General features: G+C 48.6%; 20 protein-coding genes and 1 riboswitch. Of the genes, 10 read left to right on the plus strand and 10 right to left on the minus strand.

Going from position 1 to position 25,128, the window contains the following annotated elements; genetic code table 11:
- Positions 1-99: 99 nt before the first annotated feature.
- Positions 100-1,323, minus strand: a complete 1,224-nt coding sequence (locus tag SIB66_RS12595) for a site-specific integrase (protein WP_236070131.1) — start codon at positions 1,321-1,323, stop codon at positions 100-102.
- 34 nt (positions 1,324-1,357) lie between these two features.
- Between SIB66_RS12595 and SIB66_RS12600 the strand changes: the two genes are divergently transcribed.
- Together SIB66_RS12600 and SIB66_RS12605 are read left to right on the plus strand one after the other, a co-directional pair.
- Positions 1,358-2,560, plus strand: a complete 1,203-nt coding sequence (locus tag SIB66_RS12600; RefSeq protein WP_063405844.1) for an aminotransferase class V-fold PLP-dependent enzyme — start codon at positions 1,358-1,360, stop codon at positions 2,558-2,560.
- A gap of 278 nt (positions 2,561-2,838) precedes the next feature.
- Positions 2,839-2,997: riboswitch (cobalamin riboswitch) on the plus strand.
- A 104-nt stretch (positions 2,998-3,101) separates the two neighbouring features.
- On the plus strand, positions 3,102-3,665 hold the full coding sequence (locus SIB66_RS12605) for a HupE/UreJ family protein (protein ID WP_063405854.1): 564 nt from the start codon (positions 3,102-3,104) through the stop codon (positions 3,663-3,665).
- 217 nt (positions 3,666-3,882) lie between these two features.
- Here SIB66_RS12605 and SIB66_RS12610 read toward each other — a convergent pair whose 3' ends face one another.
- From SIB66_RS12610 to yidD, 3 genes are read right to left on the minus strand one after another with little or no spacing between them, the layout of a single operon-like run.
- The gene (locus SIB66_RS12610) at positions 3,883-5,406 is read right to left on the minus strand and encodes a UDP-N-acetylmuramoyl-L-alanyl-D-glutamate--2,6-diaminopimelate ligase (protein ID WP_063405843.1); all 1,524 of its coding nucleotides are present in this window, start codon (positions 5,404-5,406) and stop codon (positions 3,883-3,885) included.
- A 28-nt stretch (positions 5,407-5,434) separates the two neighbouring features.
- The gene (locus SIB66_RS12615; RefSeq protein ID WP_063405842.1) at positions 5,435-5,746 is read right to left on the minus strand and encodes a glutaredoxin family protein; all 312 of its coding nucleotides are present in this window, start codon (positions 5,744-5,746) and stop codon (positions 5,435-5,437) included.
- Complete coding sequence (yidD, locus tag SIB66_RS12620) at positions 5,746-6,012, minus strand: membrane protein insertion efficiency factor YidD (RefSeq protein ID WP_063405841.1); 267 nt, start codon at positions 6,010-6,012, stop codon at positions 5,746-5,748. Before yidD ends, SIB66_RS12615 begins: the two co-directional genes overlap by 1 nt.
- 79 nt (positions 6,013-6,091) lie before the next feature.
- On the opposite strand from yidD, the gene rpsD reads away from it, so the two are divergent.
- Complete coding sequence (rpsD, locus tag SIB66_RS12625; RefSeq protein ID WP_011129606.1) at positions 6,092-6,700, plus strand: 30S ribosomal protein S4; 609 nt, start codon at positions 6,092-6,094, stop codon at positions 6,698-6,700.
- A gap of 846 nt (positions 6,701-7,546) precedes the next feature.
- The gene (locus SIB66_RS12630) at positions 7,547-7,810 is read left to right on the plus strand and encodes a hypothetical protein (RefSeq protein ID WP_063421335.1); all 264 of its coding nucleotides are present in this window, start codon (positions 7,547-7,549) and stop codon (positions 7,808-7,810) included.
- Positions 7,811-8,480: 670 nt separating this feature from the next.
- Here the strand turns inward: SIB66_RS12630 and SIB66_RS12635 are convergent.
- The 3 genes from SIB66_RS12635 to SIB66_RS12645 form a co-directional block, all read right to left on the minus strand.
- On the minus strand, positions 8,481-9,713 hold the full coding sequence (locus SIB66_RS12635) for a zinc-dependent metalloprotease family protein (protein WP_236073597.1): 1,233 nt from the start codon (positions 9,711-9,713) through the stop codon (positions 8,481-8,483).
- Between the two features lie 299 nt (positions 9,714-10,012).
- The gene (locus SIB66_RS12640) at positions 10,013-10,696 is read right to left on the minus strand and encodes a hypothetical protein (RefSeq protein ID WP_063421337.1); all 684 of its coding nucleotides are present in this window, start codon (positions 10,694-10,696) and stop codon (positions 10,013-10,015) included.
- Positions 10,697-10,984: 288 nt separating this feature from the next.
- The gene (locus tag SIB66_RS12645; protein WP_063421339.1) at positions 10,985-12,430 is read right to left on the minus strand and encodes a tyrosine-type recombinase/integrase; all 1,446 of its coding nucleotides are present in this window, start codon (positions 12,428-12,430) and stop codon (positions 10,985-10,987) included.
- Positions 12,431-12,654: 224 nt separating this feature from the next.
- Between SIB66_RS12645 and SIB66_RS12650 the strand changes: the two genes are divergently transcribed.
- From SIB66_RS12650 to cysK, 3 genes are all read left to right on the plus strand, one after another.
- Positions 12,655-13,824: a trans-sulfuration enzyme family protein gene (locus SIB66_RS12650; protein WP_063421341.1), complete on the plus strand. Its 1,170-nt coding sequence runs from the start codon at positions 12,655-12,657 to the stop codon at positions 13,822-13,824.
- On the plus strand, positions 13,821-15,290 hold the full coding sequence (locus SIB66_RS12655) for a PLP-dependent transferase (protein WP_063405833.1): 1,470 nt from the start codon (positions 13,821-13,823) through the stop codon (positions 15,288-15,290). The genes SIB66_RS12650 and SIB66_RS12655 overlap by 4 nt, the downstream gene beginning before the upstream one ends.
- 96 nt (positions 15,291-15,386) lie before the next feature.
- The gene (gene cysK / locus SIB66_RS12660; RefSeq protein WP_011129603.1) at positions 15,387-16,373 is read left to right on the plus strand and encodes a cysteine synthase A; all 987 of its coding nucleotides are present in this window, start codon (positions 15,387-15,389) and stop codon (positions 16,371-16,373) included.
- 22 nt (positions 16,374-16,395) lie between these two features.
- Here cysK and queA read toward each other — a convergent pair whose 3' ends face one another.
- Positions 16,396-17,511: a tRNA preQ1(34) S-adenosylmethionine ribosyltransferase-isomerase QueA gene (queA, locus tag SIB66_RS12665; protein ID WP_063405832.1), complete on the minus strand. Its 1,116-nt coding sequence runs from the start codon at positions 17,509-17,511 to the stop codon at positions 16,396-16,398.
- A 665-nt stretch (positions 17,512-18,176) separates the two neighbouring features.
- Here queA and SIB66_RS12670 point away from each other — a divergent pair.
- Positions 18,177-18,575: a hypothetical protein gene (locus SIB66_RS12670; protein WP_413681323.1), complete on the plus strand. Its 399-nt coding sequence runs from the start codon at positions 18,177-18,179 to the stop codon at positions 18,573-18,575.
- Positions 18,576-18,958: 383 nt separating this feature from the next.
- Here the strand turns inward: SIB66_RS12670 and SIB66_RS12675 are convergent, their stop codons facing one another.
- Positions 18,959-20,806 (minus strand): APC family permease, encoded by a 1,848-nt coding sequence (locus tag SIB66_RS12675; RefSeq protein WP_063405828.1) that lies wholly within the window; start codon positions 20,804-20,806, stop codon positions 18,959-18,961.
- 142 nt (positions 20,807-20,948) lie between these two features.
- On the opposite strand from SIB66_RS12675, the gene SIB66_RS12680 reads away from it, so the two are divergent.
- Positions 20,949-22,949, plus strand: coding sequence for a hypothetical protein (locus SIB66_RS12680; RefSeq protein WP_063405827.1), 2,001 nt, complete (start codon positions 20,949-20,951; stop codon positions 22,947-22,949).
- Between the two features lie 69 nt (positions 22,950-23,018).
- On the opposite strand, the gene SIB66_RS12685 is transcribed toward SIB66_RS12680, so the two are convergent.
- Positions 23,019-24,338: a dihydrolipoamide acetyltransferase family protein gene (locus tag SIB66_RS12685; RefSeq protein ID WP_063405826.1), complete on the minus strand. Its 1,320-nt coding sequence runs from the start codon at positions 24,336-24,338 to the stop codon at positions 23,019-23,021.
- Positions 24,339-24,555: 217 nt separating this feature from the next.
- Between SIB66_RS12685 and SIB66_RS12690 the strand changes: the two genes are divergently transcribed.
- A complete protein-coding gene (locus tag SIB66_RS12690; RefSeq protein ID WP_063405825.1) occupies positions 24,556-24,915 on the plus strand; it encodes a hypothetical protein in 360 nt (119 codons plus the stop codon).
- The last annotated feature ends 213 nt before the right edge of the window (positions 24,916-25,128 follow it).

Genomic DNA, 25,128 nt, shown 5'->3' on the forward strand with positions numbered 1-25,128 from the left:
GAAAGAAGGCCTTGGACTTTGATGTTGTATTGAACTTGTTTCGGTTATTGTTGTCCATAGTTAACCTTTAAATATTTTTAGTAAATCGACTGTCTCTTTTCAAGACAACGAATGAACTGCCTCAACAACCTTTTTCCATACCGAGCCTCCATACATTTGTGTCGTAGATCGAGGGCTATGGCCTAGAAGCAAACCTATGACCTTTTCTGAATAGTCCAGCTCAACGAGCTGGGCAGTTACTCGATCTCTGAAATCCTTGGGTGATAGACCTGTTATTTGTTTGCATGGCTTTGAAAGATTATGCCCCCAACGAATTTCATTTGTTTTGCGATCAATCGTTTTTAGACTTGGCCATATCAGACCAGTAATTCTACGCAGTTCCTGCATTAATTCATAGATCTGTGGATGCAAAGGGATTTGACGTTGTGAATAATGGGTCTTTAAACTTCTCTCATCAGACCAAGTAACATTGAAGCGATCATCATTGATATCTTCTCCTTTTAAACCACATACTTCAGAAAGACGGCAACCACTGTAATAAAGGATTTGAAAGATCGGGAGATATTGACTGTTACTTTGATCCCACTCATTAATGGGCCGACAAATAAACGAACCTTTCTTTTGCAACTGCCTAGCAACCTCTCCAGGAGTCAATCGCACTGAAGCTGGCAAACCCTTAAAAATATGCGCTACACCTCGTGCTTCACTCAAGCTGGTCCATAGGCCTGAGAGATAAGCCAGCTGCACTTTTATAGTGTTCTTGCTTAATCCCCTGCCTAACAACTTTTGCTTGTAGGCCTCAGCCATTTCGCGCGTACACGAAAGAGGGCTCGCTACTTGGCAAAAACTCATGAACGCTTCTAGAGCCTTGACCCACTGCACGTAGGTTCTTGAGGCAGGTTCTTTTTGCTGACGTCGTAACTCAAGCAAGTCTTCTGGCATCAACAAGCTCTCAGACTTTTCGATGCCTTGGAGCAGATCAAAACCTCTTTTGGCCTGTTCACTACTTAAGAGGCCTTGAACTCTCAACATCTCAAGGCCGACTGCCATATCACCCTTCTCAGCCTGAGGAGTCAGCCCAGGCAGAACCTCTAACAGCTCATCAGTAGTCAGGGCAGCTTGCCCCCGTGCCTCCGCAATCAGCGCATCAGTTCTCTGCAAGAAAGCCTTCTGGCGGGCTCTTGCCTCATGCAGAGTCTTCCCTCCTGGCTCTTTAAACACTGCTTTGCCGATCACGCTCCTCAAATCCATAGGAACTGCCCGTTGCAGCACGTAGCTTTGACGAGCCTTAGTGATGTAGTTCGGGACCTTTCTGAACGGCACCTATACCAACAGCTATACCAACGCTATTCTAGTGATGCTTAGAGATCTCTGCCCAGCACTCGCCAACAAGACCTACTTCAACTACGGCGGCCAAGGACCACTGCCAACGCCATCACTAGAAGCAATCACCGCAAGCTGGCAGAGAATTCAGGAGCTAGGCCCTTTTACCAACAGCGTATGGCCCTATGTGGCAAAAGAAATCCAGGCCACTCGTTCACACTTAGCCAAGCTCTGCGGCGTTGCTCCCCATCGCATTGCGCTCACTGAAAATGTCACTACTGGCTGTGTCTTACCGCTCTGTGGCCTGCCTTTCTCAGAAGGCGATCGCTTACTCATTAGCGACTGTGAACATCCGGGAATCGTTGCTGCATGCATCGAACTGGCCCGCAGACAACACCTGGCAATAGACACGCTGCCTGTAAAAAACTTGCGTCATGGTGCTAACGATCAAGCGACTAGCGACAGCCTTGTGCTGGAAAGACTTGAGCAACACCTCAAACCAAGCACAAGGCTGGTGGTGCTTTCCCATTTGCTTTGGAATACAGGCCAACTGATGCCGATCTCGGCTGTTTCAACAGCTCTCAGCCATCATCCACAACAGCCTTTCTTGCTCGTCGATGCGGCACAAAGCTTCGCCCAAATTCCGGTACAGGAAGCCGCTGTCGCTTCAGATATCTATGCCTTTACGGGGCACAAATGGGCCTGCGGGCCTGAAGGGCTTGGTGGAGTCGCCCTTTCAGAACGGGTGCTCGTCGAAGCGAATCCCACCCTGATTGGCTGGCGCAGCTTGCAGAACGAAGGCCATCTTCAAAACAACCTAGCCGAACTCTTCCATCACGACAGTCGCCGCTTTGAGGTAGCAACCTCCTGCGTGCCGCTGATGGCAGGCCTGCGCTGTTCGTTGGAGCTGCTCGAAACCGCAGGTTCGCAGCAGGAACGACTGAGCCAGATTCGCCAAGGCAGCCAACAACTATGGAATCAACTACAACAGCTCGAAGGCGTTGAAGCACTGCTCAACAGTGCCCCCGCAGCTGGTCTTGTCAGCTTTGAGTTACCCCAAGGCCCCCCGCCTCCTGATGTGGTTCAACAATTAGGAAACGCTCAGCTCTGGATTCGGCATCTCGAAGATCCAATTTGCCTACGTGCCTGCGTGCACATCACCACTGAAGAGCAAGAACTCAACACACTTACAACCGCACTCAAGCAGCTAGCTAGCAAAGGGAAGCCAAGCAATTAATCTTTAGCCAAGTTATCTTCTTTGCAAAAAGCAGATCAATAATCGATCTCAAAAGTTCCATTATCGACGACAAAGCAAGCCTATGAATCAGAAGCAAAGTCAAATCCAGCCTTCTAAGAGCATGCCTGATGTGCATCAAATCATAAAGCCATTAATTAAATAGATTTAAAAGGAAAAACAGCCGATACTTAGACAAGAGAGGTGGATTTATTCAGCACTTAATTAGCACTTACCCAAGCCGTTAAAGCGCTAGATCTTCGATGATCTCAAAATTGCTATGATTGAATCGTCAAATCGGTTTCAGCAGGGATCAGCTACTGAAGGAAACGGGGAAAGTTCGGTGAAAGTCCGGCGCTGTCCCGCAGCTGTAAAGCGCAACCGCCCTTCTTAGGGCACTTGCGCGAGTCAGAACACCCGCCGAATTTCCATCGACGAGGATCGAATCATTCCTACCAAGCTTGCCCATCGGCACCCTTCCAAACTATTACGCAGAGACAGCTGGCTCATTGCAGCCATCCTGTCCACTCCAGCATTACTAGCGATGCTGGTGAGTCCAGCTTTCGCCCATCACCCCTTCGCAATGCCAGAAGCGGGAAATCTCAATGCCCTGCAGGGTTTAATCAGTGGGGTTGGCCATCCACTACTGGGGCCAGACCACCTCTTGTTTCTGTTGGCGATTGGTTTCGTGGGTTTGAACAGACCACGCCAATGGCTGGCACCATTACTCGCAGCTGGTCTTCTCGGTAGTGCGATCTCCCTACTCATCCCCCTCCCAGAAACTCTCTCTGTTTATGCAGAAGCACTTGTCTCACTGAGCCTTCTGGTAGCTGGCCTTGTGGCTTTAGGCAAAGCATCTCCCTTGCTTTTGGTCCCTTTAATTTCCCTACATGGGTATCTATTAGGTGGCGCAATCATAGGAGCCGAACCAACTCCACTAACAGCTTATTTCCTAGGATTGTTCATTAGCCAGGGAAGTATTCTTTTACTTGTCACAACATATTCAAAGCGCCTTCTTGATAGCATCGGCAACGGCGGGCAACACATTGTCGCAGGCATTTGGATCGGCATTGGAGCCGCTTTTGCCTGGTCACTATTAATTCCTTAAAAGACAAGCTACTTATAAATTAAGTCTTCTATTTTAAACAAAGCAAACAGTTGTCCATATGATGCAAAATATAAGACTTCAGCCAACGATGACTAGACCCTTTAAGAGTCACAATAAGGTCAACAATGTCAAGGCCTTGTTTTGTTCTTAGTGTGAACTTTTTAGTAACACTAAGAACAAAGCCTCATCAAGCACCCTCTTTTCGATAGAGGGTGCATCAACTTTGCAGTCGCAATCTGAGCGCCCGTTCAGATTCCTCGCGATCATCAAAATGCACCTTGCTGGTTCCGAGGATCTGATAATCCTCATGGCCCTTGCCTGCCACCAACACCACATCACCAGGAGCAGCCTCGGCAATCGCAAGCGCAATCGCCACCGCCCGGTCAACCTCCACAGTTAAGGCTGTGCCTTGAGGGATTCCAGCCACCACATCAACCAGTATTTGCTGGGGATCTTCTGTGCGGGGATTGTCTGAGGTCACCACCACTCGATCGGCCAACCGCGCTGCAATCGCAGCCATCTGAGAACGCTTGCCACGGTCTCTGTCTCCTCCACAACCAAACACGCAACACAAGTTTTTACTGGTGAACGGCCTCGAAGCCTTCAAGGCATTCTCCAGGCCATCCGGGGTGTGGGCGTAATCCACCAACACAGTGGGCACTTGACTGGCATCAGCTGCAGGGATCAACACGCGCTCCATCCGCCCAGGTACGCCGCGGAAGTCTGCGATCGCTTTCAACAACAACGGCAAAGGCAAGCCCTGTTGCAACAAGACCCCAACCGCCTGAAGCAGGTTCATCAAGTTGAAGCGACCCAGTAATGGAGAGTCAAACCAGCCCTCACCACAAGGGCTGATCAGACGACCTTGCACCCCAGCGGAGCTCATCGTCAGCTCCGTCATTGTCAATTCAGCGTCAGCTCGCTGCAAAACACCCTCTGCAAGAGAACTGCGCCAACAGGTATCGCCGAGACGCTGGGCCAATCTTGCACCCCAGGGCCCATCAATATTCACCACCGCCTTGGCTGATCCAGATTCCAGCAAAGGTGGTGCAAACAGCTGCGCCTTGGCCTCGAAGTAAGCCTCCATCGAAGAGTGATAGTCAAGATGATCTTGAGTCAGGTTGGTAAACACGGCACCAGCGAAACGACATCCCGCCACCCGTTGCTGTTCAAGGGCATGAGAGCTCACCTCCATCGCTCCCAACTCAGCACCGGCCTCAACCGCTTGCGCTAACTGAGCCTGAAGGCGATCAGCAAAGGCCGTGGTATGCGTTGCGGGAACGCTGTAGTTAGGCCAGCGATTCACGAGGGTGCCAAACAAGGCAGTTGATCTGCCCACAGCCACACTGAGATGCTCAATCAGATGGGTGGTGGTGGTTTTGCCATTCGTCCCCGTTACCCCGATCAGAGCAAATCTCGAGGAGGGCTGCTGCCAAAAGGCCGCTGCCAGCTGTCCAACCCATGCTGCAACCGGCTCTGGTACCACCACTACCGCATCTGTAGGCCCAGGCGGCTGCAAGGCTGCTGCTGCGGGTCCAATCACCGCCGCCTCTGCACCAGCGGCCAAAGCCTGACGCCAAAAGCTGCCGCCATCAACCTGTTCACCAGGTAAGCCAAGGAATAAACAGCCTCGAGCAACCGAACGAGAATCACAGCTAACCATTGCTAGACAGGGATTCGCCAATCCCTCCGGCACAGGTAGGCCTACATCCCGCAACAATGAATGGAGCATCTGGGTCATTCCAGGCCCGCCCATGAATGGAGCCGTTCTAGTCCGATCCAAGCGCCTTGGTGCAGGCCTGTTGCAACCACAGGAACAGTCCTTCCCCCCCCAGCCGCGGCGAGACCCGCGGCAGCTCTAGCGAAAACTGTTGATCCAGTTCAACCAACACCAAAACAGGAACCTGCAAGTCGTAATGGTCGCGGATACTGCCGGGTGTCGCACCATCATCGATATCGATCACACGCAGCGTTAAAGGTGGTTGGAGTTGATCCAAAGCCAGCTCGCGCAGGCGTTGTTCAAGCCCCTCACAGAGACAACAACCATTGCGGCTGTAAAGCAACAACTTCAAGGCCTGCATTAATCAGGCACTGGGTCGCAACCACAGGGGGTAAAAGGATGGCAACGAGACAGGCGCCGCAGGGTGAGCCAACCACCTCGCCATGGTCCATGACGCTGGATCGCTTCAAGCCCGTAAGCACTGCAACTGGGAATGAAGCGGCAATGGGGCCCAAGTAAAGGGGAAAGCCAGGTTCGATAAAATCCAATCAAGGCCAGCAACACTGAAGCAATGGCTCTGTTGAGCATTGCAAAGATGCCGCCAGATATAGTATTTGATTCGCGCATGGCGAGCCGAAGGCTGGGCCTTGAGGTCCAGCATGACGTATCTAGATCGCGAACTATTCTATCCAACCTGCCTTAACTCATGTCTCGATACCGCGGCCCTCGACTGAGGATCACGCGGCGCTTGGGAGATCTACCAGGTCTCACCCGGAAGGCCGCCAAGCGGTCCCATCCCCCCGGTCAGCACGGCCAAGCCCGTCGCAAGCGCTCCGAATACGCGATCCGCCTCGAAGAAAAACAGAAGCTCCGCTTCAACTACGGGATTTCCGAACGGCAGCTTGTGCGCTACGTGAAGAAAGCCCGTGCCCAAGATGGCTCTACAGGAACCAACCTGCTCAAGCTGTTGGAGAACAGACTCGATAACGTCTGCTTCCGCCTCGGTTTTGGGCCCACAGTTCCAGGTGCTCGTCAACTGGTGAACCATGGCCATGTCACCGTGAACGGCCGTGTTCTCGACATTGCTAGTTACCAATGCAAAGCCGGTGATGTGGTTGCCATTCGAGAGCGCAAAGGCAGCAAAAAGCTGGCCGAAGCGAACCTAGAGTTCCCCGGACTCGCCAATGTGCCGCCACACATCGAGCTCGATAAAGCAAAAATGAGCGCCAAGATCATTAGCAAGTGCGAACGCGAATGGGTCGCACTTGAGATCAACGAACTGCTAGTGGTGGAGTACTACTCCAGAAAGGTTTAGGTTTCCTCCAAATATATTCCACTGGAAGGGTTCTCGCTTTTGAGAATCACATTGTAGTAATATTGTATAGGCCTCTGGATTTGCGTAGAAACACCTATCCCTAGGTCTATTCAAAACTAACAATACAGACAACAATTCACGGTCAACTGGTTCTCAACAGTTTGATTTATTGAGAAAATAGATTTTTAATTGGTGATTCAATACTATATGTAATATTTTCGTCCAATTATACGAGAGGTTTTATGCAAATATTCTATAGACCTAAAGAAATTATTGTATAGAGGACAGCTTGACCTCCTCTCTATGGGTATATAGCTTTCATTGCCCAGAGGTTGGGGGAAAATCGCTTCTTTTGCATACGTTATCTCACCTCAGACATTTGCGTTCTAAAAGCTTAGCAAGATCTGCGAATATTATTTCTCAAAAATCATCCAAGGATAGCTATACTATTTAAAGATAAATAGAACTAAAATACCCCTACTTCTAATATTGCCTACCTTACTGCCTTGAATCGCTGAAGAGGAACAAAAATCACCACAGAAGCAACCAGAGCTAACTCCAGAAATACAGGCAATGCTTTCCAGTACACTTAATAGGGATTTAAGAGCTCATTACAGACTAATTGATTACAAAAAACATGTAATTCCTCATCATGACAGGTTGTTTTAATTTAGAAAAGCAATCCCTCGGAGAATGAAAAAATAGATACTTTTTAGTTCTGGCTTAGATAAAAACTAGATCTAGTCAGAGAAGTTTATTTGATTGATCTCATGTAGATTTTCCAATATTACATTTGCGGTAATTTCTTAGAGATTGGCTATACTTTAAGAAGAGTATTTACACCTAATGACTGAACCAACTGAAAACGAAGGAATCAATGAGGAACTCCCAACTGAAGAGTTGAAGAGTGTTAGTGGTGGCATATCTGATGAACCAGCATTCCAAAAATTAAGCAAAGTTGACTCGAAGTCTGCCATTTCTGATGAGCCAGCATTCTTTCCAAAACCAGAAGGTTCTGGTTCTGGGATGACAAAAGATGATTATAGAACTTTTATAATAGTAAGAAACAGGCAAAAAGGGGTACCCAATGGTGATTTTATAAGCTTATAACTAGCAGATAAGCCAATACTGATTAAATTTAGTCTACGTTTTCTTTGATTCTATTTGTATAAACTCGGGCATGACTTTGGCTCGGTTGAAGATTAACCAATACTCACCTTATTTAACCAATCAAGCATTTTCTGTTTCTGCTTTATAAGTTCAGCTGACGTAGGCTTTCTAAGTTGGGTGGATTTGGTTTTAGATACTGAGTCTACAATCGGTTGGGTCCTTTTTTATTCGTTAGCTTTGCTACTTATACTTTTATCTGCTTGATTTACTTATTAATGCTAGGTGGTAGTTGTGTATTTAGTTCGTGTTGCTACGGTTCGATTGACTCATGCAGTAAAGTCTGTAAAACATTAATGCTAATAACATAAAATCTAACATGATTACGTAACATTAGGCAAGTGCATTAGGAGTTGCATCGTGTTAATCTTCCAAATACTTTATATGATTACACAGAGAATGGATTATGTATAGTCTATATATCGCACTAATTATATAGCCTGATCAAGTTAAGATGAATAGAAGATTCATAAGTAATTAAAGCAAATTATGGCTGACCTATTGTAGAAATACTATATTCCGTACTGGGAACACGTAGAGCATAGCATATTGTTGGCAAGATTTAATCTATATTACGAACCTGACTTTGCTATAACGATGATCAATACTTTATTTACCCAAAAACAATAGAGGTGGCTGCATTAAAACTGTTTATAGATATATTTACTAAAAGAAGATCTCCTAAGGCTGCATCTAATAAAAGATTTGTCCCCTGTTGAACAAGGCTATATGCTGTACCAGCTTGTAGAGATATCAAATCCCCTTCAGCAGCATTAAAATCCATCACTTGATCTTGCCCCTTAGAGAGACAGAATTTGTCAGCTCCATGATTCCCCCATAGCTTGTCATTGCCCTGTCCCCCATGTAGCCAATCATTATCCCTTCCTCCATACATTTCATCTATTCCTAAATTACCGTAAAGTCGATCAGCTCCCTTACCACCATGTTGCCAGTCATTATCTTTACCTCCGTATAAAACATCATCCTGGAAGTTTCCATAAAGCTTGTCAGCACCCTGATTTCCATATAGCGTGTCGCCACCTTGACCACCATAGAGATAATCAGCTCCAGTCCCCGCGGTAATTCTATCATTGCCCTGGTTTCCATAGACAATGTCATTACCAGCACCTGAATCAATACTGTCATCACCGTAGAGAGCACTAATTATATTAGCTGCACTATCACCAGTTAAGGTGTCATTTGAGTTAGTTGGGCTTGGAATACTTACTGTAGTGATTGGTGTAGTTGTAGTAGTATTGGTAGGTGTATCCTCTCTTCCCCAAATGCTCACCAATGCGTTAATATCGGACTGAGTCCAGGCGCTTGGATACCCAGTAGAAAGGCTTACATTATATGACATCACAGTATCATCAGTATTGTAAGCGGGATTGAAACCAACACCGCCTGGGTGATCTAAGCCAAGCGAATGTCCAATTTCATGAATGATTGTATATTTAGCGCTGTCCCAATTTTCCCTGTCTTTCCATACGACGTCAAAGTAGGAAGAAGCACCAGATCCTCTAGTGGTTGCGCTCCCTACAACATTACTAGCCCATGATGCGTAACCAGAAGATTTATATATATCAATTGCTGAGGAATCATTTGTATATACTCTTTTGAAGTCAAGATCAATGTGCGTGTCTATAGAGCTGAATATAGCTTCTATATAAACTTCTTCAAAAGTGTCATGGGAGTAAGTATTGATATATTCACCTCCGACCGGATAAAGGTTGTAATCAGAAGTGGCATCATGGATATAATAAGTAACTGTTTCTGTGCCTGCTAGATTTGCGTTTAGATGATTAACGCCATATTGCCAAGTTATCAAATCAGAGCTTATTACCATTTATGCATACCCAGGCTTGATTAGTAATATGGTTATAGCTTATCCAATGCAATCCCTAAGCTGAAGTTAATGCAGAAAGTTTAACAGTATGAGCCTAATTAGTCAATATTAATTCAATGCATCATAAACCAAATTGACGCGCACGAACACATGATATGCAAGTCTGACCAGGCCTAGCTAAAGCTTTTTTCGTTAATTACCATTGGTCTTAAGAGCCAGCACATTGAAATATTTTTTTAATTAAAGCCCCTGGGTTGTTAGTCGGCTGTCTTGCTATACGTGGACTAGCCAGTCCAATGCTATTCAGTAGCACCAAGCTTGGTCAGTGCTGCAATTATTCTTTGCTGTTCTACAACCCTTCCATTTAAAAGAGCTATCTCGTCCCGCATTTGTTCGACCTCTTGATTGGCAGCTTTCCTGCCTTTATTGACTGTCTCTAGGTCGTCCTGCAGTTTAAGTATTTCACCAACTAGTTCTTTCTTCGTCTTCGGCTTCTCTAATTGCTTCTTCCCTTTATTGGCGACTTGAAATGCTTCTGCCTGGCTGACCCTTTCTCCAGCCTCAATCTTTCGCTGTAGCTTTTCTCTGTCAGAAGTATTATCAATTCCAGCAATTATTGCAAGTGTTCTTACGGAATGAGCTGCAATCTGTGCATCCGTAGCTGATGTTACTTTCAGCCAGCCATTGCAAGCAACTAAGTCTCTTATCGTCCTGTCTGCAATTCCTGTTTCATTGTCCCTGCAAAATACCATCCAGTTCCCGTCTGGAATTGTTGTTTTTATCTCGGTGAATGCATCACTGGTTTGTCTCACCATCCCTACATATGCATTCTTAATTGATAGCAAAGCGCCTTTAACCTTTCCTATTGTATCCTCATTTAGCTTTTCATCCCACTTGTTTATCTTTACAGCTTTGACCTTCTTCGTTTTACCTTTACTCTCCATTGCTGTTGTTGTCTCCCAATCTTCTGTTGCTGCAGTCATCGCCAAGTCAATTATATTAGTAAAAGGATACTAGCAGCAACCATCCTCTGCAAGTGATACAGCATTACTACCTAAGCCAATGACTGTGCCTACTTATTTGGATGCCTGTCGTAATTAAGTAAGGACTTCAATGTTTATATTTCCTCCAATGGGTATATCAGAACAGCTCTGTCTCCTTTGACAATGCTTTTACATTGACTGTTCTTCAGCAGTAACTGTTTGGCGTCTGTTAATGGTAGCTCTATCTTTGCGTGAAGATCGTTTATATGAATTTGAATCATCATTCCTCTAATTGCTTTGCGTCTGTTTAGTTATTCCTTCTTCTATATCATCTTCAATGTAACTGCCAGTATCTGTTTTCCTTCTACCTTGAATCCCATATTGAAAGTCTGTTCCCTGTTTAGCTTTCGAACCCATATCAAGTTTGGCATAATATCTTTCGCAAACGGATACTGTGTGACCAGCTAGCTTTGCTGTAGTGTATATGTCCTTACCCTGAAGTATCAAATTACAAATATATGTGCTCCTGAGACTATAGATTGTATATTGTCGATCACTAAAAACATAAGCTTTTAATTTACCCTTTAGTATTTCCATCAATTTATACCAGTATCTATTATAATTATTATAGCTAAATTGTTTCATGCCATTACCTGGATTGCCGAAGATTAAAGTTTCATCTGTGATTTCAATTCCAGGATAATGTTTATCAATATGTTCTTTCTGTTCTTTTCGCCATTGAGTCAGCTGACTATCAACCCCATTAGCAGGGACGGTTCGTTGCTTACCTGTTTTCCTATTCTTAATATAAATAACAGCAACCCATTTATCCTTAGTTACTTGATCAGTCTTCGACCACCTACCCACATTCTCTCGTTTCACGTCACACCATCTTAATTGATTTAATTCTCTATTAGGCCTCAATCCACTGTTCTTAGCAATCACACACCATCTATAAAACATCTTACTGAAATAATCAGTTCGAATGTTAGATTTAGACTTACTGTTGTTTTTCAGTTCCTTTAGGCCAGTCAATATATTATTCCAGTTCTCTCCTTCAATTAAGGGAGGATTAGCATCAAGTTCTGATTCATTTATTTTTATTAATGGTGTTATTGATTTCAAATCGACTCCACTAGCAATCAAGTTATTACGAGCACAGTAATTTACAATAAAATCCTTAATATGTATCAATTCCAATCTCCTAGTAGACTTTGCAGCATCTCTCCAAAATGGATAACCATTAAATGTGTTGTTATTTATCTGTATTGTTTTTGTTATCTTAATCGAATCTAGGTATGGTATCAATTGATTTCGGAGTATCAAACGTTTATCGTTATAAGTCTTTTCAACTATTAGTCCTGAATCAACCTTCTTGCGAATCCCACCAAGATAATCATCTATGCAATTACTAATATCACGAGATTTCTGCTGTTGTTTCTTTATATATTTGTTTAATTTACTTATATCACTTTCAGCATCCCTATCTTTAGTATTCTTTATGAATGCTACTCCAACTTCAATTGCTTTAATTTCTTCTCTAAGTTCTGTATAAGCATCTATGAAGTTTTCAACTGCTGATTCAATTGTATTTGCATTCTTGATTAATTTATATCTATAAGTATTCGTCCCTTTTACCATTTCACGGTAGTAAAACTTTTCTGTATCGGTAATGTATGAGAACACCACACCTTTCCCACCTAATACCTTTTCTTTTACGTGAATCCTCGGCAAGCCATCCCTCGGTGACTTGAAACAGTATAGACGATTATTGTATAGACATTGTGGATTATTTGATTATAGAATGTAAATCCCTTGGCATCACTATATATTCAAGGAAAATCCATACTACTCCAGAAAGGTTTGAAACAACATCAGCCATGCCTTCTTCAACAGGCCCTTGCTTTGCAGTTTTTTTTGTTGCTGTTGCCTACCCTGCTCAAAGCTCTCTCTAGATCTTGGCCCCAGATCAAAGCGATCAAGAGCAGGTTGCAGGGATCAGTACCCGCGCCATCCACCACGGCGAAAGCTTTGCAGCAGAGACCGGCGCAGTAATGCCACCGATCTTCACCAGTTCAACCTTTGCCCACGGCAATCCTCAGGGCTTCGACTACACCCGTTCAGGCAATCCCAATTTCCGCATCCTCGAATCAGTGTTGGCAGCCGTGGAAAGCTGTCAATTTGCCACTGTCTTCGCTTCAGGGGTGAGCGCCATCACAGCCATCGCCTCCACACTGCAAGCAGGAGATCTGGTGCTCTGTGAGGAAAATCTCTACGGCTGCACCGTGCGCTTATTCGAGCAGGTTTTTAGTCGTTTTGGTGTACAAACTGCCTGGCTGGATTTCACCAATCCATCAGCTCTTGATGCCATTGCAATTCAAAAACCCGCAATGATCTGGCTGGAGAGTCCAACCAATCCCCTGCTCAAAGTGATCGATCTGGCGGCCGTGTGTGATGCCGCTGCAGCAGAAAAAATCCCAGTTGTCGTCGACAACACGTTTGCCACAGGCCTACTGCAACAACCACTGCAGCTGGGCGCCACCCTCTCACTGACCAGCACCACCAAATACATCAACGGCCATTCCGATGCTCTCGGCGGTGTGGTCTGCAGCGACGACCCGCACTGGCATCAAAAGATGGTGTTCGCACAAAAGGCCTTGGGATTACAACCTTCCCCATTTGACGCCTGGTTGATTACTCGCGGCATCAAAACCCTGCCACTCAGGCTGGAACGCCAAATCGCTAATGCTGCCGCCATCGCTGATCAACTGGCCAGTCATCCACGCATGCACTGGCTGCGCTATCCATTGCGTTCAGACCATCCCCAGCAGGCTGTAGCCCGCAAGCAGATGAGTGGTGGTGGTGCAATTGTCACGGTCAGTCTCGACGCTGACCAAAGCCAGACTTACTCCTTCTGCAAGAGCCTGCGCTATTTCACCATGGCCGAAAGCCTTGGAGGTGTTGAAAGTCTCGTTTGTCATCCCGCCACCATGACCCATGCCTCAGTCGATCCAGAGGTCAAGCGAAAACTTGGCATCGATGATGGCCTGGTGCGCTTCTCCGTGGGCTGCGAAGACCTCGCTGATCTCAGCACAGATTTAGATCAGGCCCTCAAACAGCTGCAGTGAGCCCACGCGACCTACTGCAGGATCCCTGCTGGCACGCTGATGACCTCGGCAAAGCTCTACCAGATAGTCCCCATGCCGTTTCGGTAGCCCTACCCCGCTGGCAAGACGTGGTCGCCTATGAGGAGAAAGACCCTGCTTGTCTTAAGGCCCTGCAGGCCATCTACCCCCGTTTCGGCTTCCATCCACTGGTGGCAGAGATCGCCCAAAAAGCACGAGAAGAGCATGGCTGTGCAGATGGCAGTGCCTGGCCCTATCCCACTGCTGCAGCCGCTGAACGAGCCAAGTTTCATTGCCAGCGCAGTGAGCCGATGGCAAAAACAAGCATCAAAACCGTACTGGGCCTGCCATGTTTGCTCACCGACGCAAAAGGCTGCAGCGCTGCAAAGGCCTTCTGGCAACACAGCGGCCTTGGTGCATCCTCACGTCAGGCTGCTAGCGCACTTGGGCACGAACCATTCCCCTCACTGCAAGCCAGCGCTGACGCCCAGACGTTGCTAAGACGACGGCTCGCAGAGATCTATGGCTGCGATCCAGAGCTCGTGCAGCTCCATCCCTCAGGGATGGCTGCTCTCTCCAAAGCCCTGCAAGCGATTACGGCGCTACGCCCCGGCAAACCCTGTTTGCAGCTTGGCTTCCCCTATGTGGATGTGCTCAAGCTGCCTGAGGTGGTGTTTGAAGGTTGCGACCTTCTACTGACAACAGATCTGAACCGATTGGCCCTGGAACTCGATCGCAGACAACCAGCCGCTGTGATCGTTGAGCTCCCTAGCAACCCCATGCTGCAGTGCGTCGATCTGCCAGCGGTAGCCCGCCTAGCAAAGGCTCGAGGTATCCCCGTGATCGCTGATGACACCATCGGCTCACCGCTCAATCTTGATGCTCTGCCCCATGCAGATCTGGTATTTAGCTCCCTCACCAAAAGCTTCGCCGGCCGTGGTGACATCCTGGCGGGTTCTCTCGTCGTCAGCACTAGCTCCCCCTGGCGAGAGGAGCTGTCCAGAGAGCTCTCGACTGCCCTTGCTCCCCTGGGGGATGCTGATGCCATCGCCTTAGAACAAGCCAGCCGAGATGTGGCCCAGCGGCTGCCGCAGCTCAACAACGCCTGCCAAAGGTTGGCAGACAAGCTGGCCTGTCATCCCTCTATTGCTCGAGTACACCACCCAGGCCAATGCACCAACTTCCAATCCCTGATGCGCCCTGGCGCCGGCCACGGCTGCCTGCTCTCGTTTGAGCTATGGAGGGGGATAGAGCAAGCCAAGCGGGTGTATGACGCCCTGCAGGTCTGCAAAGGGCCAAGTCTCGGCACAAGCTTCACGCTGGTGTGCCCCTATGTACTGCTCGCCCATTACAACGAACTGAGCTGGGCAGAATCCTGTGGAGTGCCCAGCCATCTGCTGCGCGTATCCGTAGGGCTTGAAGATCCCGATAACCTTTGGCAACGCTTTGAGATGGCGTTGAAGGCCTAACCGTAAGCAACCCATCACATGGTCGTCACAACAGATCATCGTCCTCACCAATCAAGCCAAATTCCAGCTAATGATGTGGTCGATTCATATGCACGCATGTCCCGCATTTACGAAGACAACAGCCAGGCAATCGGCAACACTCCACTGGTCAAACTGCACGCCGTCAGCAAAAACGCCAAGGCAACTGTTCTCGCAAAGATTGAAGGCCGCAATCCCGCCTACAGCGTGAAATGCCGCATTGGCGCCAACATGATCTGGGATGCCGAAAAGCGCGGTTTACTGAGCAAAGAGCGCACGATCATTGAGCCCACCTCTGGTAACACCGGCATCGCTCTGGCCTACACAGCAGCAGCCCGCGGCTACAAACTGATCCTCACCATGCCCGAATCAATGTCGCTAGAACGGCGGCGGGTGATGGCAGTGCTTGGTGCAGAACTCATTCTCACAGAAGCCGCCAAGGGAATGCCAGGCGCCATTGCCAAGGCAAAAGAGATCGCCGAAAGCGATCCCCAGAAATACTTCATGCCCGGTCAGTTTGAGAATCCGGCCAATCCCGACATCCACAGCAAAACAACCGGTCCAGAAATCTGGAACGACTGTGATGGCGCCATTGATGTGCTCGTGTCTGGCGTAGGCACCGGCGGCACGATCACAGGTGTCTCCCGTTACATCAAGCAGGAGAAAGGCAAAGCCATCATTTCTGTAGCCGTCGAACCAACCCATAGCCCGGTCATCAGCCAAACCCTCAACGGGGAAGAGGTCAAACCTGGTCCTCACAAAATCCAGGGCATTGGAGCCGGCTTCATTCCCAAAAACCTCGATCTTTCTTTAGTGGATCGTGTTGAGCAGGTCAGCAATGATGAATCCATCGCCATGGCCCTGCGCTTGGCAAATGAAGAAGGTCTACTGGTGGGCATCTCCAGTGGTGCGGCAGTTGCAGCGGCTATTCGTCTGGCAGAACAACCCGAATTTGCGGGCAAAACCATCGTGGTAGTGCTGCCAGACATGGCCGAGCGTTATCTCTCCTCAGTGATGTTTGAGAGTGTGCCCACAGGCATCATTCAGGCCCCTGTAGCTGCCTAAATCGCCTCCAGCTAGAAACTGATCAACAGGGGCGGGCCGCTGGCAACACCGCCTCTGGATCAATCCACATCGCATCGCCATAAGAGAAAAAGCGATATTGGTGCTCAATGGCCTCGGCATATAACGCCAGCAGCCGTTCACGACCAACCATGGCACTCACCAACAGCAATAGAGAGCTTTTGGGCAAATGGAAGTTGGTGAGCAGTCCATCCACCACGGCAAAGCGGTAACCCGGCTGAATCACCAAATCCACTGGTCCACAAAACGACTGCAGGAATCCGCCACCTGCCAAAGCAGCACCTTCAAGGGCCCTGACGCTGGTGGTTCCCACAGCAATCACCCGGCCTGCTCGTGCTCGACAAGCCATCACCGCCTCAACAACTTCGTCGCGAACCTCCACCCACTCGCTGTGAAGCTGCAAATGCCTCAGATCCTCAGTTTCAAGAGGTCGAAACGTGCCTAAGCCCACATGCAAGGTGACACTGGTCAGTATCACTCCCCGCTGCTTGAGAGCCTCCAATAACTCATCACTAAGATGAAGCCCAGCCGTTGGCGCCGCAACGGCACCGGGGCGAGATGCATAACGGGTCTGATAACGCTCGCTATCACTTGGATCATGACGTTGGATATAAGGCGGCAATGGCACTTCGCCGTAGCGCTCAAGCAGCAACTCAAGCTGCTCGGCATTGGCGTAATGGCTCGGGAACTGCACAATCCGTCCGCCACTATCGCTGTCTTTGCTAATCACCTGCAAAGCAATGGGCTCCTCTCCTAGAGCCTCGAGCCAAAGCTGATCAGCTGGGCGCAAACGTTTAGCAGGCCGGCCCAAACACAGCCAGCGACCCTCACCACGCGGCTCAAGCACCAACAACTCAGCCAATCCACCACCTGATCGCCGCACCCGCAGCCGAGCCTTAAGAACGCGAGTGTCATTGATGACAAGCAGATCACCAGCGCGCAATTCCTCCTGCCAATCCCAAACCTCGGCATGTCGAGCGATGGGAGGCTTCATCCCCAATGGCTGCACAATCAAAAGCCGCGCCGCATGCCTTGGCTCCACAGGCCGCTGAGCTATGCGCTCAGGATCAAGCGGATAGTCATAAGAACTGAGCAGAGAATCTCTTGGATCTAGAACCATTCTTTAGGGATTGCTTTATGAGTGACGTTCAAAAAACCGTTCAAAAAGTTCTTGGTTTACAAACCACCAATTTTGTTGGTCCGTTGGTTATCCCTATCCATTTTAATGCTCGAGCAGAGAAGAGCATCCACCCGAGCAGAGCGTCAGTTCAGCAGCCCTTGCAAAAGGGGTGGGAGCAAACCAAAGCAAATCCCCTGGGAATCAGCATAGGTTTTCAATCTTCTCTGCTGAGAGCGCTCAGGATCATCCTCATCGCACATTGCGGCACCATGCACTTGATACTGCTCAGATTAAAGTGAATAGAGTGAAAACTATTGATTTAAAGCTCGAAGTTTTCTCTCACAAAAATCATACAAAAGCCTGCCTCTATTGGGATTAAGCAAAAACTTGTGTGACCCAAGACGCAATTCATGGGTGTATTCAACGATTTCCGGAGGACTACATCTGAATACAAATTTAAAATCATGATCTTGACAAAATCGATCCCTACCTATCACTCTTAGGAGAAATAATATCTTGTCATTTCTTGCATCAGATCCCTTATAGAAACAAACCGCCAAGTTGAATATTGTGCACTCGACTCTTTCCCATCTACGCTCACTATTGATAGGCAATAGAATTGTAGGTGGAAATACAGAGTTCAAAATATTTGTATGGGCATGGGCATGGGCATGGGCATGGGCATGGGCATTAACAGGATCAATTGCATCGCCCGACCAGTTTCACCCTTTAATCTAGTATTTTTTAATAGCACACGATTAAAAATGACTAAAGGCATAAATCTCTTCACTGCTTGTTTTCTTTTCATTCTCGCTGCATCCTTGCCTCAATCAATTAAAGCACAGCCAAGTAAAGGTATCACCAATAACTATTATTACTACTCTCCATGGAGTCCTGGGGATGCTGGGGCTTATGCTGACAAGGATGGCTATAAATTTGATCCCTGCATGTCAAGATTTCCTGAAGATTGCGAGAAGAAAACCTACATCAATCTTGGCAAGTGGCAACGGATTAGTGATGAAGTCATGCAAACACGAAAGGGAACTTTTTTTCTGCAGGAATGAATCTCTCGAGAGAGCAACATCAACCAATGGACTATTCAGTTGCACAAAAGAGGGATGGGTGAAGAAGAGTTGTACGCAAGGGAGATGTGTAATGGGTGGAATGGGAGATCTTTAATGCTTGCTTGAGTGTGTTGCTCTACGTCAACTCAATTCTGACCTTTAGAAAACCTCAGTCGCCCATCCAATCTCTAGTTCCCTTCTCATGATCCATGGATGGCAAGTGCAATTGTGGTGCTCTCATTTGAGCCTCAGGCCTACTGCAGGAGCGAATAGATAGCAGCAATGCGATGATGTTTTCCCAAAAGCCCTCTACGCCCTCTTTCAAGCTGAAACGCCAAAGTGTGTAGAGAAAGGTTGTCAACCCAAACGACGTCTCTGATCAACTATCCCGCTAGGTAATAACGCACCACGCAAAAGACTCGGCTGTAGTCGCCAGACAGGGCCTTAAACAAATAGACAGCCCGCTGATTGAGAAGCGTCTGATCGAGCCAATCGCGAGTGATCACTAACGCCATCACCACAGTGGTCGTGCGCTCCGGATGAAGCTCTTCCTGCTCCACGACATAATCACAAAAAGGATCAATCACAGAACTAAAGCGACTCTCCAAAAGGCGGAGCTCGAGTTCACCGGGATGATCACCAACAAGTCTGTCCCAGGCGGTACGAATTGCGTCTGGATCATCATCATCGCCAAGCACAAAGACAGCCGTCACGGAATCAGCAATGGAACATCCATAACGCAACGCTTCCATGGAGGCACGCCACAAACCCGGAATCCAAACGATGCAGTGATTACCCAAAGGAGGTTGGCGAGGCGCCACCTGCAATGGGCCAAAGTCAGGCTCCAAAGCGAGCGCTGCATAAGCCTTTCGATAGCGGCGTCGAATCTGCGCCAGACCCCATACCAATGCAGGGATGGCAATCACCACAGTCCAGGCACCCTCCTGGAATTTGCTCACCACGATCACCACAAGCACCACAAAAGTGGTGACTGCACCAAGAGCATTCATCAACAGTCGACCCTGCCAACCATTCCCCCGCAACCGCCACCAACGACGGACCAATCCCAGCTGAGAAAGGGTGAAGGCAGTGAAGACCCCCAGGGCATAAAGGTTCACAGCAACAGTGGTATCGCCTTTGCAGATCACGATGATCAGCGCCGTGACCAGCAAAAGAACGCCAATACCGTTCTGGTAGACCAAGCGATCACCAATCCAGCTCAACTGCCGTGGCAGGCAATGATCTTCTGCCAACATCGCCGCTAAACGAGGGAAACCTGCAAAGGCGGTGTTGGCCGCCAAAACAAGGATCAAGAGAGTGGAAAGCTGCAGAGCCCAAAGCAGAACACTGCCCGAACCAAAAGCCCGCGAACCGATTTGAGCCAACACAGTGACCCGATCATTCGGAGCGATGCCATACATGTAACCCAGCCCACTAACCGCCAAAAACATGGCGGTTAGCAACACACCCATCACCAACAACGTGCGTCGGGCATTGACCACCGCAGGTTCCTGAAAAACTTTCACGCCATTGGCAATGGACTCAATACCAGTCATCGCTGAACAACCTGAGCTGAAGGCCCGCAGGATCAAAAACCACCCCAACGGCTGAACGGCTTGCACAGCTGGTGGCATATCCGGCACGAAGCCATGCTCAAAAATCAGATCCTTCAAACCGGCAAGGATCAACAAAGCCACCATCGCCACAAAGGCATAGGTGGGCAAAGAAAAAAGACGTCCAGTCTCTTTGAGGCCTCGCAGGTTGGCCCAGCCGATCAGCGCCAACAAAAGCAAGGCGAGCGAAACCTCGTGATCGAGCATCGATGGCACTAGGGAGGAGAGAGCCTGAGTGCCAGCCATCAAGCTCACCCCCGCGGTAAGGGTGTAATCGATCAGCAATGCCGCAGCTGCGATCAAACCAACGTTGCGGCCAAGGTTGTCGCGTGCCACGACGTAGGAGCCGCCCCCTTTCGGATAAGCCTCAATCGCCTGGCGGTAGGAGAGCACAACGATGGCAACCAGAGCAATAATCGCCAGGGTGATCGGCACAGAAAGGCCAAGGGCACCGCTGCCGCCAAGAATCAGAACACCAAGTGCAGCTTCAGTGGCATAAGCCACTGACGACAAGGCGTCCGAAGAGAGGATCGGCAAAGCCTGAACACTGGGCAGCCGCTCATCGTCAACCTTATTGCGGAGGAGTGGATGCCCAAGAAGTTTCTGGAAAAAGCTCAAGTCGTCTTGGAATCGTTTTCTTCAGGATGCACGCAAGGAAGCAAACGGCACTTTCACAGGTCTATGACGTAACACCGAGAACTGAAGAGCTTGCACTACTTACGTACTACAACTAGAAGAACCAACAGAACGATCTGAAGCGATGAAACCCATTTCCTTTCCCATCCTTGGAGGTGCATTGCTGGGCTCGCTATCGGTCTTGCTTGCCTCCTGCGAGGTCTCCAGCATCACGGGTAATGCGTCAAGGTTCTCAGGAAGGGTTTCCGTATTAGGAAAGCCCGTTAGTGAAGCCAAGGTTTTGCTCTGGCAGTCTTCCGCCAAGGATGGAGCGAAGAAAATCGTTGAGACCAAAACCTCTAAAGATGGGGCGTTCAAATTGTCCATACCCCGCAATAAGGATAAGGTTAGTTATTTAATTTCCGAAGGAGGAAGTATCGATGGGCAAGATACTGGCAACTTGAAAATGCTCAGTGTTCTTGACTCAAATTCCAACAAGTCTGTCGTCATCAACGAACTGACATCCGTGGGATCAGTGTGGCCCAATGCTCAACTGATCAACGGAAATAAGATCAATGGCAGCAAAACAGCTTTAGCCATTGGTTCGGGGCATGTAAGGCACCTAGTCAATACAAGCAATGGCAAATATGGCGAAACACTTCTGAATGGCTTAAACCTACCCAACTCCGAGACGATGGTTCGTCTCAACGTTCTTTCCAACCTATTGGCCCTTTGTGGCAATAGCAATACAGCCGATGGCTGTAGTCAGTTCCTCAATCTAACCAATTCAGATAACAGCCTCAACGCACTGATTTCTATCGCCAAAGAGCCGTGGGCAAAAGCCAGTGAGCTCTACAAACTGTTCACTCAACAATATCCACTCAACAAGGCAGCACAAATTCGTGAAGGCGCAACCCTTCCCTACCTGTTATTTGAACCCAAGAGTTTTTCACTCTCGATCCGTCTAGAGGGTGGCGGCGCCATGGCACTCGGGAAAATGATGTTTGACGACAACGCCAATATGTGGAGTGGTGCCAACTGGATGCCTGGTTCCCAATCTGGTGTCATCAACTCCATTGGCGGAGGCCTCACCAGGTTCAACGCCAGCGGAGAAGCCTTATCTCCCTCTCCCCAGGGGTACAACGGACAAGGGCTGAATGGCGTGGGCTGGGGAACAGGAGTCTCGAAAGATTATGCCTGGGTAGGCACTTTTAACAACAAGATTGGGGTCTTTGATCTTGAAGATGGCAAACCACTTGGCCCCGCGACTGTTGATGGCGAGATCGGCCAACTGCAGGCAGTAACAACCGCAGCGAATGGAGATGTATGGATCGCGGATAACACCAAGGATCACATGATTCGCTTCCCCAATGGTGACTATAAGAATGGCGAGCGATTAACAATCAAAGGATTACAAGCTCCTTTCGGCATTGCTGTTGACCAGCAAAATAGAGTCTGGGTAACCAGCAGCTACAACAATAAACTCACCATCTTCCCTGGAGGAAACCCTGAGGCAGTGAAAACGATTGATATCGCTTTAGGCGCAAGAGGTGTAGCAATCGATTCCAAAGGCAATGCTTGGGTCGCCCAGCAAACTGATTCAGCAACGCTAGTTTTACCACCTGGGGTCAGCAAGGCACCTCCACGCCCAACAACAATCATGCAGGAGTTCATGCAAGGGCTTGAATATGCAAAAGCAAATCCGCAGCAAACAAGCTCTGGAATGATTGCGCTGATCTCACCTGATTTGAAGATGATTAAATCAGACATTGCGAAAGGAAATGTCTATATTCCCTGGGGGGTAAGCATCGATGGCAATGACAATGTATGGGTTGCAAATCTTTTTGGTAGCAGCTTGATGCACATCTGTGGAACCAATACATCAAATTGCCCTGAGGGGAAAACGACAGGTGATGTGATTCATGATTATCAGAGTGGTGTTATTCAAATGAACACCGATGTGATTATCGATGATGCCGGTAATATCTGGAGTGCGAACAACTGGTATGACGAAAATGCCGTCATCAACAAAAGTAATTTAGGTCGGACGTCGACGTTTGCTGGTGGTCAAGGGTTCGTGGTGACCTACGGGGTCGCCGGCCCGGTCAAGAACCCTCTACTCGGTGTGGTTAGGCGTCCTGAATAAAATCAAGGCCGCTCGCTATCACTTTTTGGCGAGCGGCAAAAGATTGTCAAACCTGGATCTGAATCCTGTTTAAAGCGCCAAACTCTCTACCCGAGTTTCAATCAGCTCTGACAGATCCTTGAGGAAGGCGGCCCCATCGGCGCCATAAATCACGCGATGGTCGGCAGTGAGGTTCACCTGCATCTGGCGCTTGACCGCAATCGAGCCATCCTTTCCTGCCACCACAGCAGGCCGCGATGCAGCTACCGCCAAAATTGCGCCCGTGCCAGGGGGCAAGATTGCATCAAAGCGATCCACGCCAAACATGCCCAGATTGGAGAGTGTGAAAGTACCAGTGCTGTATTCCTCGGGTTGCAGCTGCTTGCTGCGTGACCGCTTCACAAGATCGGCCCACTGCCGCGACATCTCATAGAGATCGGTGCGATCAGCGTTCTGCAAAACCGGTGTAATCAGACCGCCATCGTCCATCGCCACTGCAATAGCAACATTCACCTGCTCTGGATACACCATCCCAGCGGTGCTGTAGGCAGCATTCACCTGGGGATGACGCACTAGCGTCAAGGCCACGGCTTTGGCCAGAAGGGCTGTCATCGTGACGCCCTTAGGCTTCACCTGCTTGTAAAAAGCATCCAACTGATCAGTCGTGATCGTGTAGCCAACCCTGAAGCAGGGGAAGGCCAAACTGGCCTCCATATTGCGGTTGACCGCTTGTTGGAGGTTGTTGAAGGCTGCGGTTTCTCCCGGGGCCCCAAAGCTCTGACCTACAGGAGATGACACTGCATGAGCAACGCCTGCAGAAGTTGCATGCGTCGTTGCGAAAGAAGCGTTTCCTTCAGCAACCTGAGGCACAATGATCGGCTGACCTGCAGCCAGCTGCACGTCTTCAGCCTGGATACGGCCATTGGGTCCGCTACCCCTCAACTTGGCCAGATCAACACCCATCTGCGCAGCAAGTTTTTTAGCCCGCGGTGAAGCAACGATGCGTTTGTCAGTGTCTACTGCTTGGCTGGCAACAGGCGGCGGAGCAGCAACAGGGGGGCTCTCCACGACGGGCGCTGGAGTAGATGCTGGGGCAGGGTCATCGACAACTTTTGCAGCAGTCTTGAGAGGGGCAGAGTCAGACGCTGGCGCAGCAGGGGCATTGGCCTGAACAGCCGCGATTTCGGCCTCACTTTCAACGATCAAACCAATCGTTTCGCCGACTGGAGCCGAACGACCAGCAGGCATCAAGACCGCGGCCAAGTAGCCATCTTGAAATGACTCAACATCCATATCCGCTTTATCTGACTCCACCACAAGCACCGACTCACCACGCCCAACCTTGTCGCCAGGTTGCTTAAGCCACTCAACGATCTTGCCCTCCGTCATCGTTGAGCTCAGAGCAGGCATGAAAATGTCGTGAGTTGCGATAGTCCTGTCCTCGACTTGAATTTTGAGGGGTGCTCAAACCTCGTTGCAACGCTCCTAAGGCAAATATCAGGAGTTGGCTGAGGTTCATCAATCAAAATTTTAAAGCGAAGGATCCCTCGCGGCAGCCTCGCCTATACAAAAGAGCCACTATGTATAGGCAAGCCTGTTAAATTTGCCCATACACAGTCAATCGATCGTGAGAGCAGGGCAATTCTCGGCAAACTTTCATCCCGATTTGCTGGATGCATTCAGATCACGCTGTAAGCAGAAGGGTGAAAAATACACAAAGGTCCTGGAACAATTGGCAACGTTATATCTGCAATCAGAGGGATCGATCCTTTTCAATCATGCTGCTTTAGAGCCTGAAGCCAAAAGTCATGGCCCAACTGAAAGCATCAAGGCGCAAAGCCCTCTGCTTGAACTAGAGAAAAAAATCAAGAGACTGGAAGAGCAGGGCGAGAAAACTGATTACGCTATCGGTGATGCATTCGACAGAATCATGGATTGCGAACGAGTATTAGGGATAGGCAAATACTCAAAAGCCATGCAAGTATGAACACATCATTCTACAAAAGCTGACTAATTCAGAAAGGCTGAAGCGATTTCTAGTATTAGATTAATGCAATGTTTCAGCGTCACCGCTGGGGGGCGAAATATTTATTTGTAAAACGAATAATCCAAAGGCCAATCAAATAGATGCTACACAACCAACAACCAATTGCTGAACATTTCAATCAAAGTCGCATGAGTTTTATGAAGTAAACGAATA

Origin of the sequence: Prochlorococcus sp. MIT 1318, from assembly GCF_047304505.1 — a bacterium.
In the GTDB taxonomy this organism is placed as follows: domain Bacteria; phylum Cyanobacteriota; class Cyanobacteriia; order PCC-6307; family Cyanobiaceae; genus Prochlorococcus; species Prochlorococcus marinus_D.

Bases quoted from the DNA above. Each gene is read 5' to 3' on its own strand.
- SIB66_RS12615 (WP_063405842.1), bottom strand. From the start codon at position 5,746: ATGCAGGCCTTGAAGTTGTTGCTTTACAGCCGCAATGGTTGTTGTCTC.
- SIB66_RS12635 (WP_236073597.1), bottom strand. From the start codon at position 9,713: ATGGTAATAAGCTCTGATTTGATAACTTGGCAATATGGCGTTAATCAT.
- SIB66_RS12610 (WP_063405843.1), bottom strand. From the start codon at position 5,406: ATGACCCAGATGCTCCATTCATTGTTGCGGGATGTAGGCCTACCTGTG.
- SIB66_RS12640 (WP_063421337.1), bottom strand. From the start codon at position 10,696: ATGACTGCAGCAACAGAAGATTGGGAGACAACAACAGCAATGGAGAGT.
- SIB66_RS12685 (WP_063405826.1), bottom strand. From the start codon at position 24,338: ATGCCTGCTCTGAGCTCAACGATGACGGAGGGCAAGATCGTTGAGTGG.
- SIB66_RS12680 (WP_063405827.1), top strand. From the start codon at position 20,949: ATGAAACCCATTTCCTTTCCCATCCTTGGAGGTGCATTGCTGGGCTCG.
- SIB66_RS12670 (WP_413681323.1), top strand. From the start codon at position 18,177: ATGGGCATGGGCATGGGCATGGGCATTAACAGGATCAATTGCATCGCC.
- queA (WP_063405832.1), bottom strand. From the start codon at position 17,511: ATGGTTCTAGATCCAAGAGATTCTCTGCTCAGTTCTTATGACTATCCG.
- SIB66_RS12630 (WP_063421335.1), top strand. From the start codon at position 7,547: ATGACTGAACCAACTGAAAACGAAGGAATCAATGAGGAACTCCCAACT.
- rpsD (WP_011129606.1), top strand. From the start codon at position 6,092: ATGTCTCGATACCGCGGCCCTCGACTGAGGATCACGCGGCGCTTGGGA.
- SIB66_RS12600 (WP_063405844.1), top strand. From the start codon at position 1,358: ATGCTTAGAGATCTCTGCCCAGCACTCGCCAACAAGACCTACTTCAAC.
- cysK (WP_011129603.1), top strand. From the start codon at position 15,387: ATGTCCCGCATTTACGAAGACAACAGCCAGGCAATCGGCAACACTCCA.
- SIB66_RS12605 (WP_063405854.1), top strand. From the start codon at position 3,102: ATGCTGGTGAGTCCAGCTTTCGCCCATCACCCCTTCGCAATGCCAGAA.
- yidD (WP_063405841.1), bottom strand. From the start codon at position 6,012: ATGCGCGAATCAAATACTATATCTGGCGGCATCTTTGCAATGCTCAAC.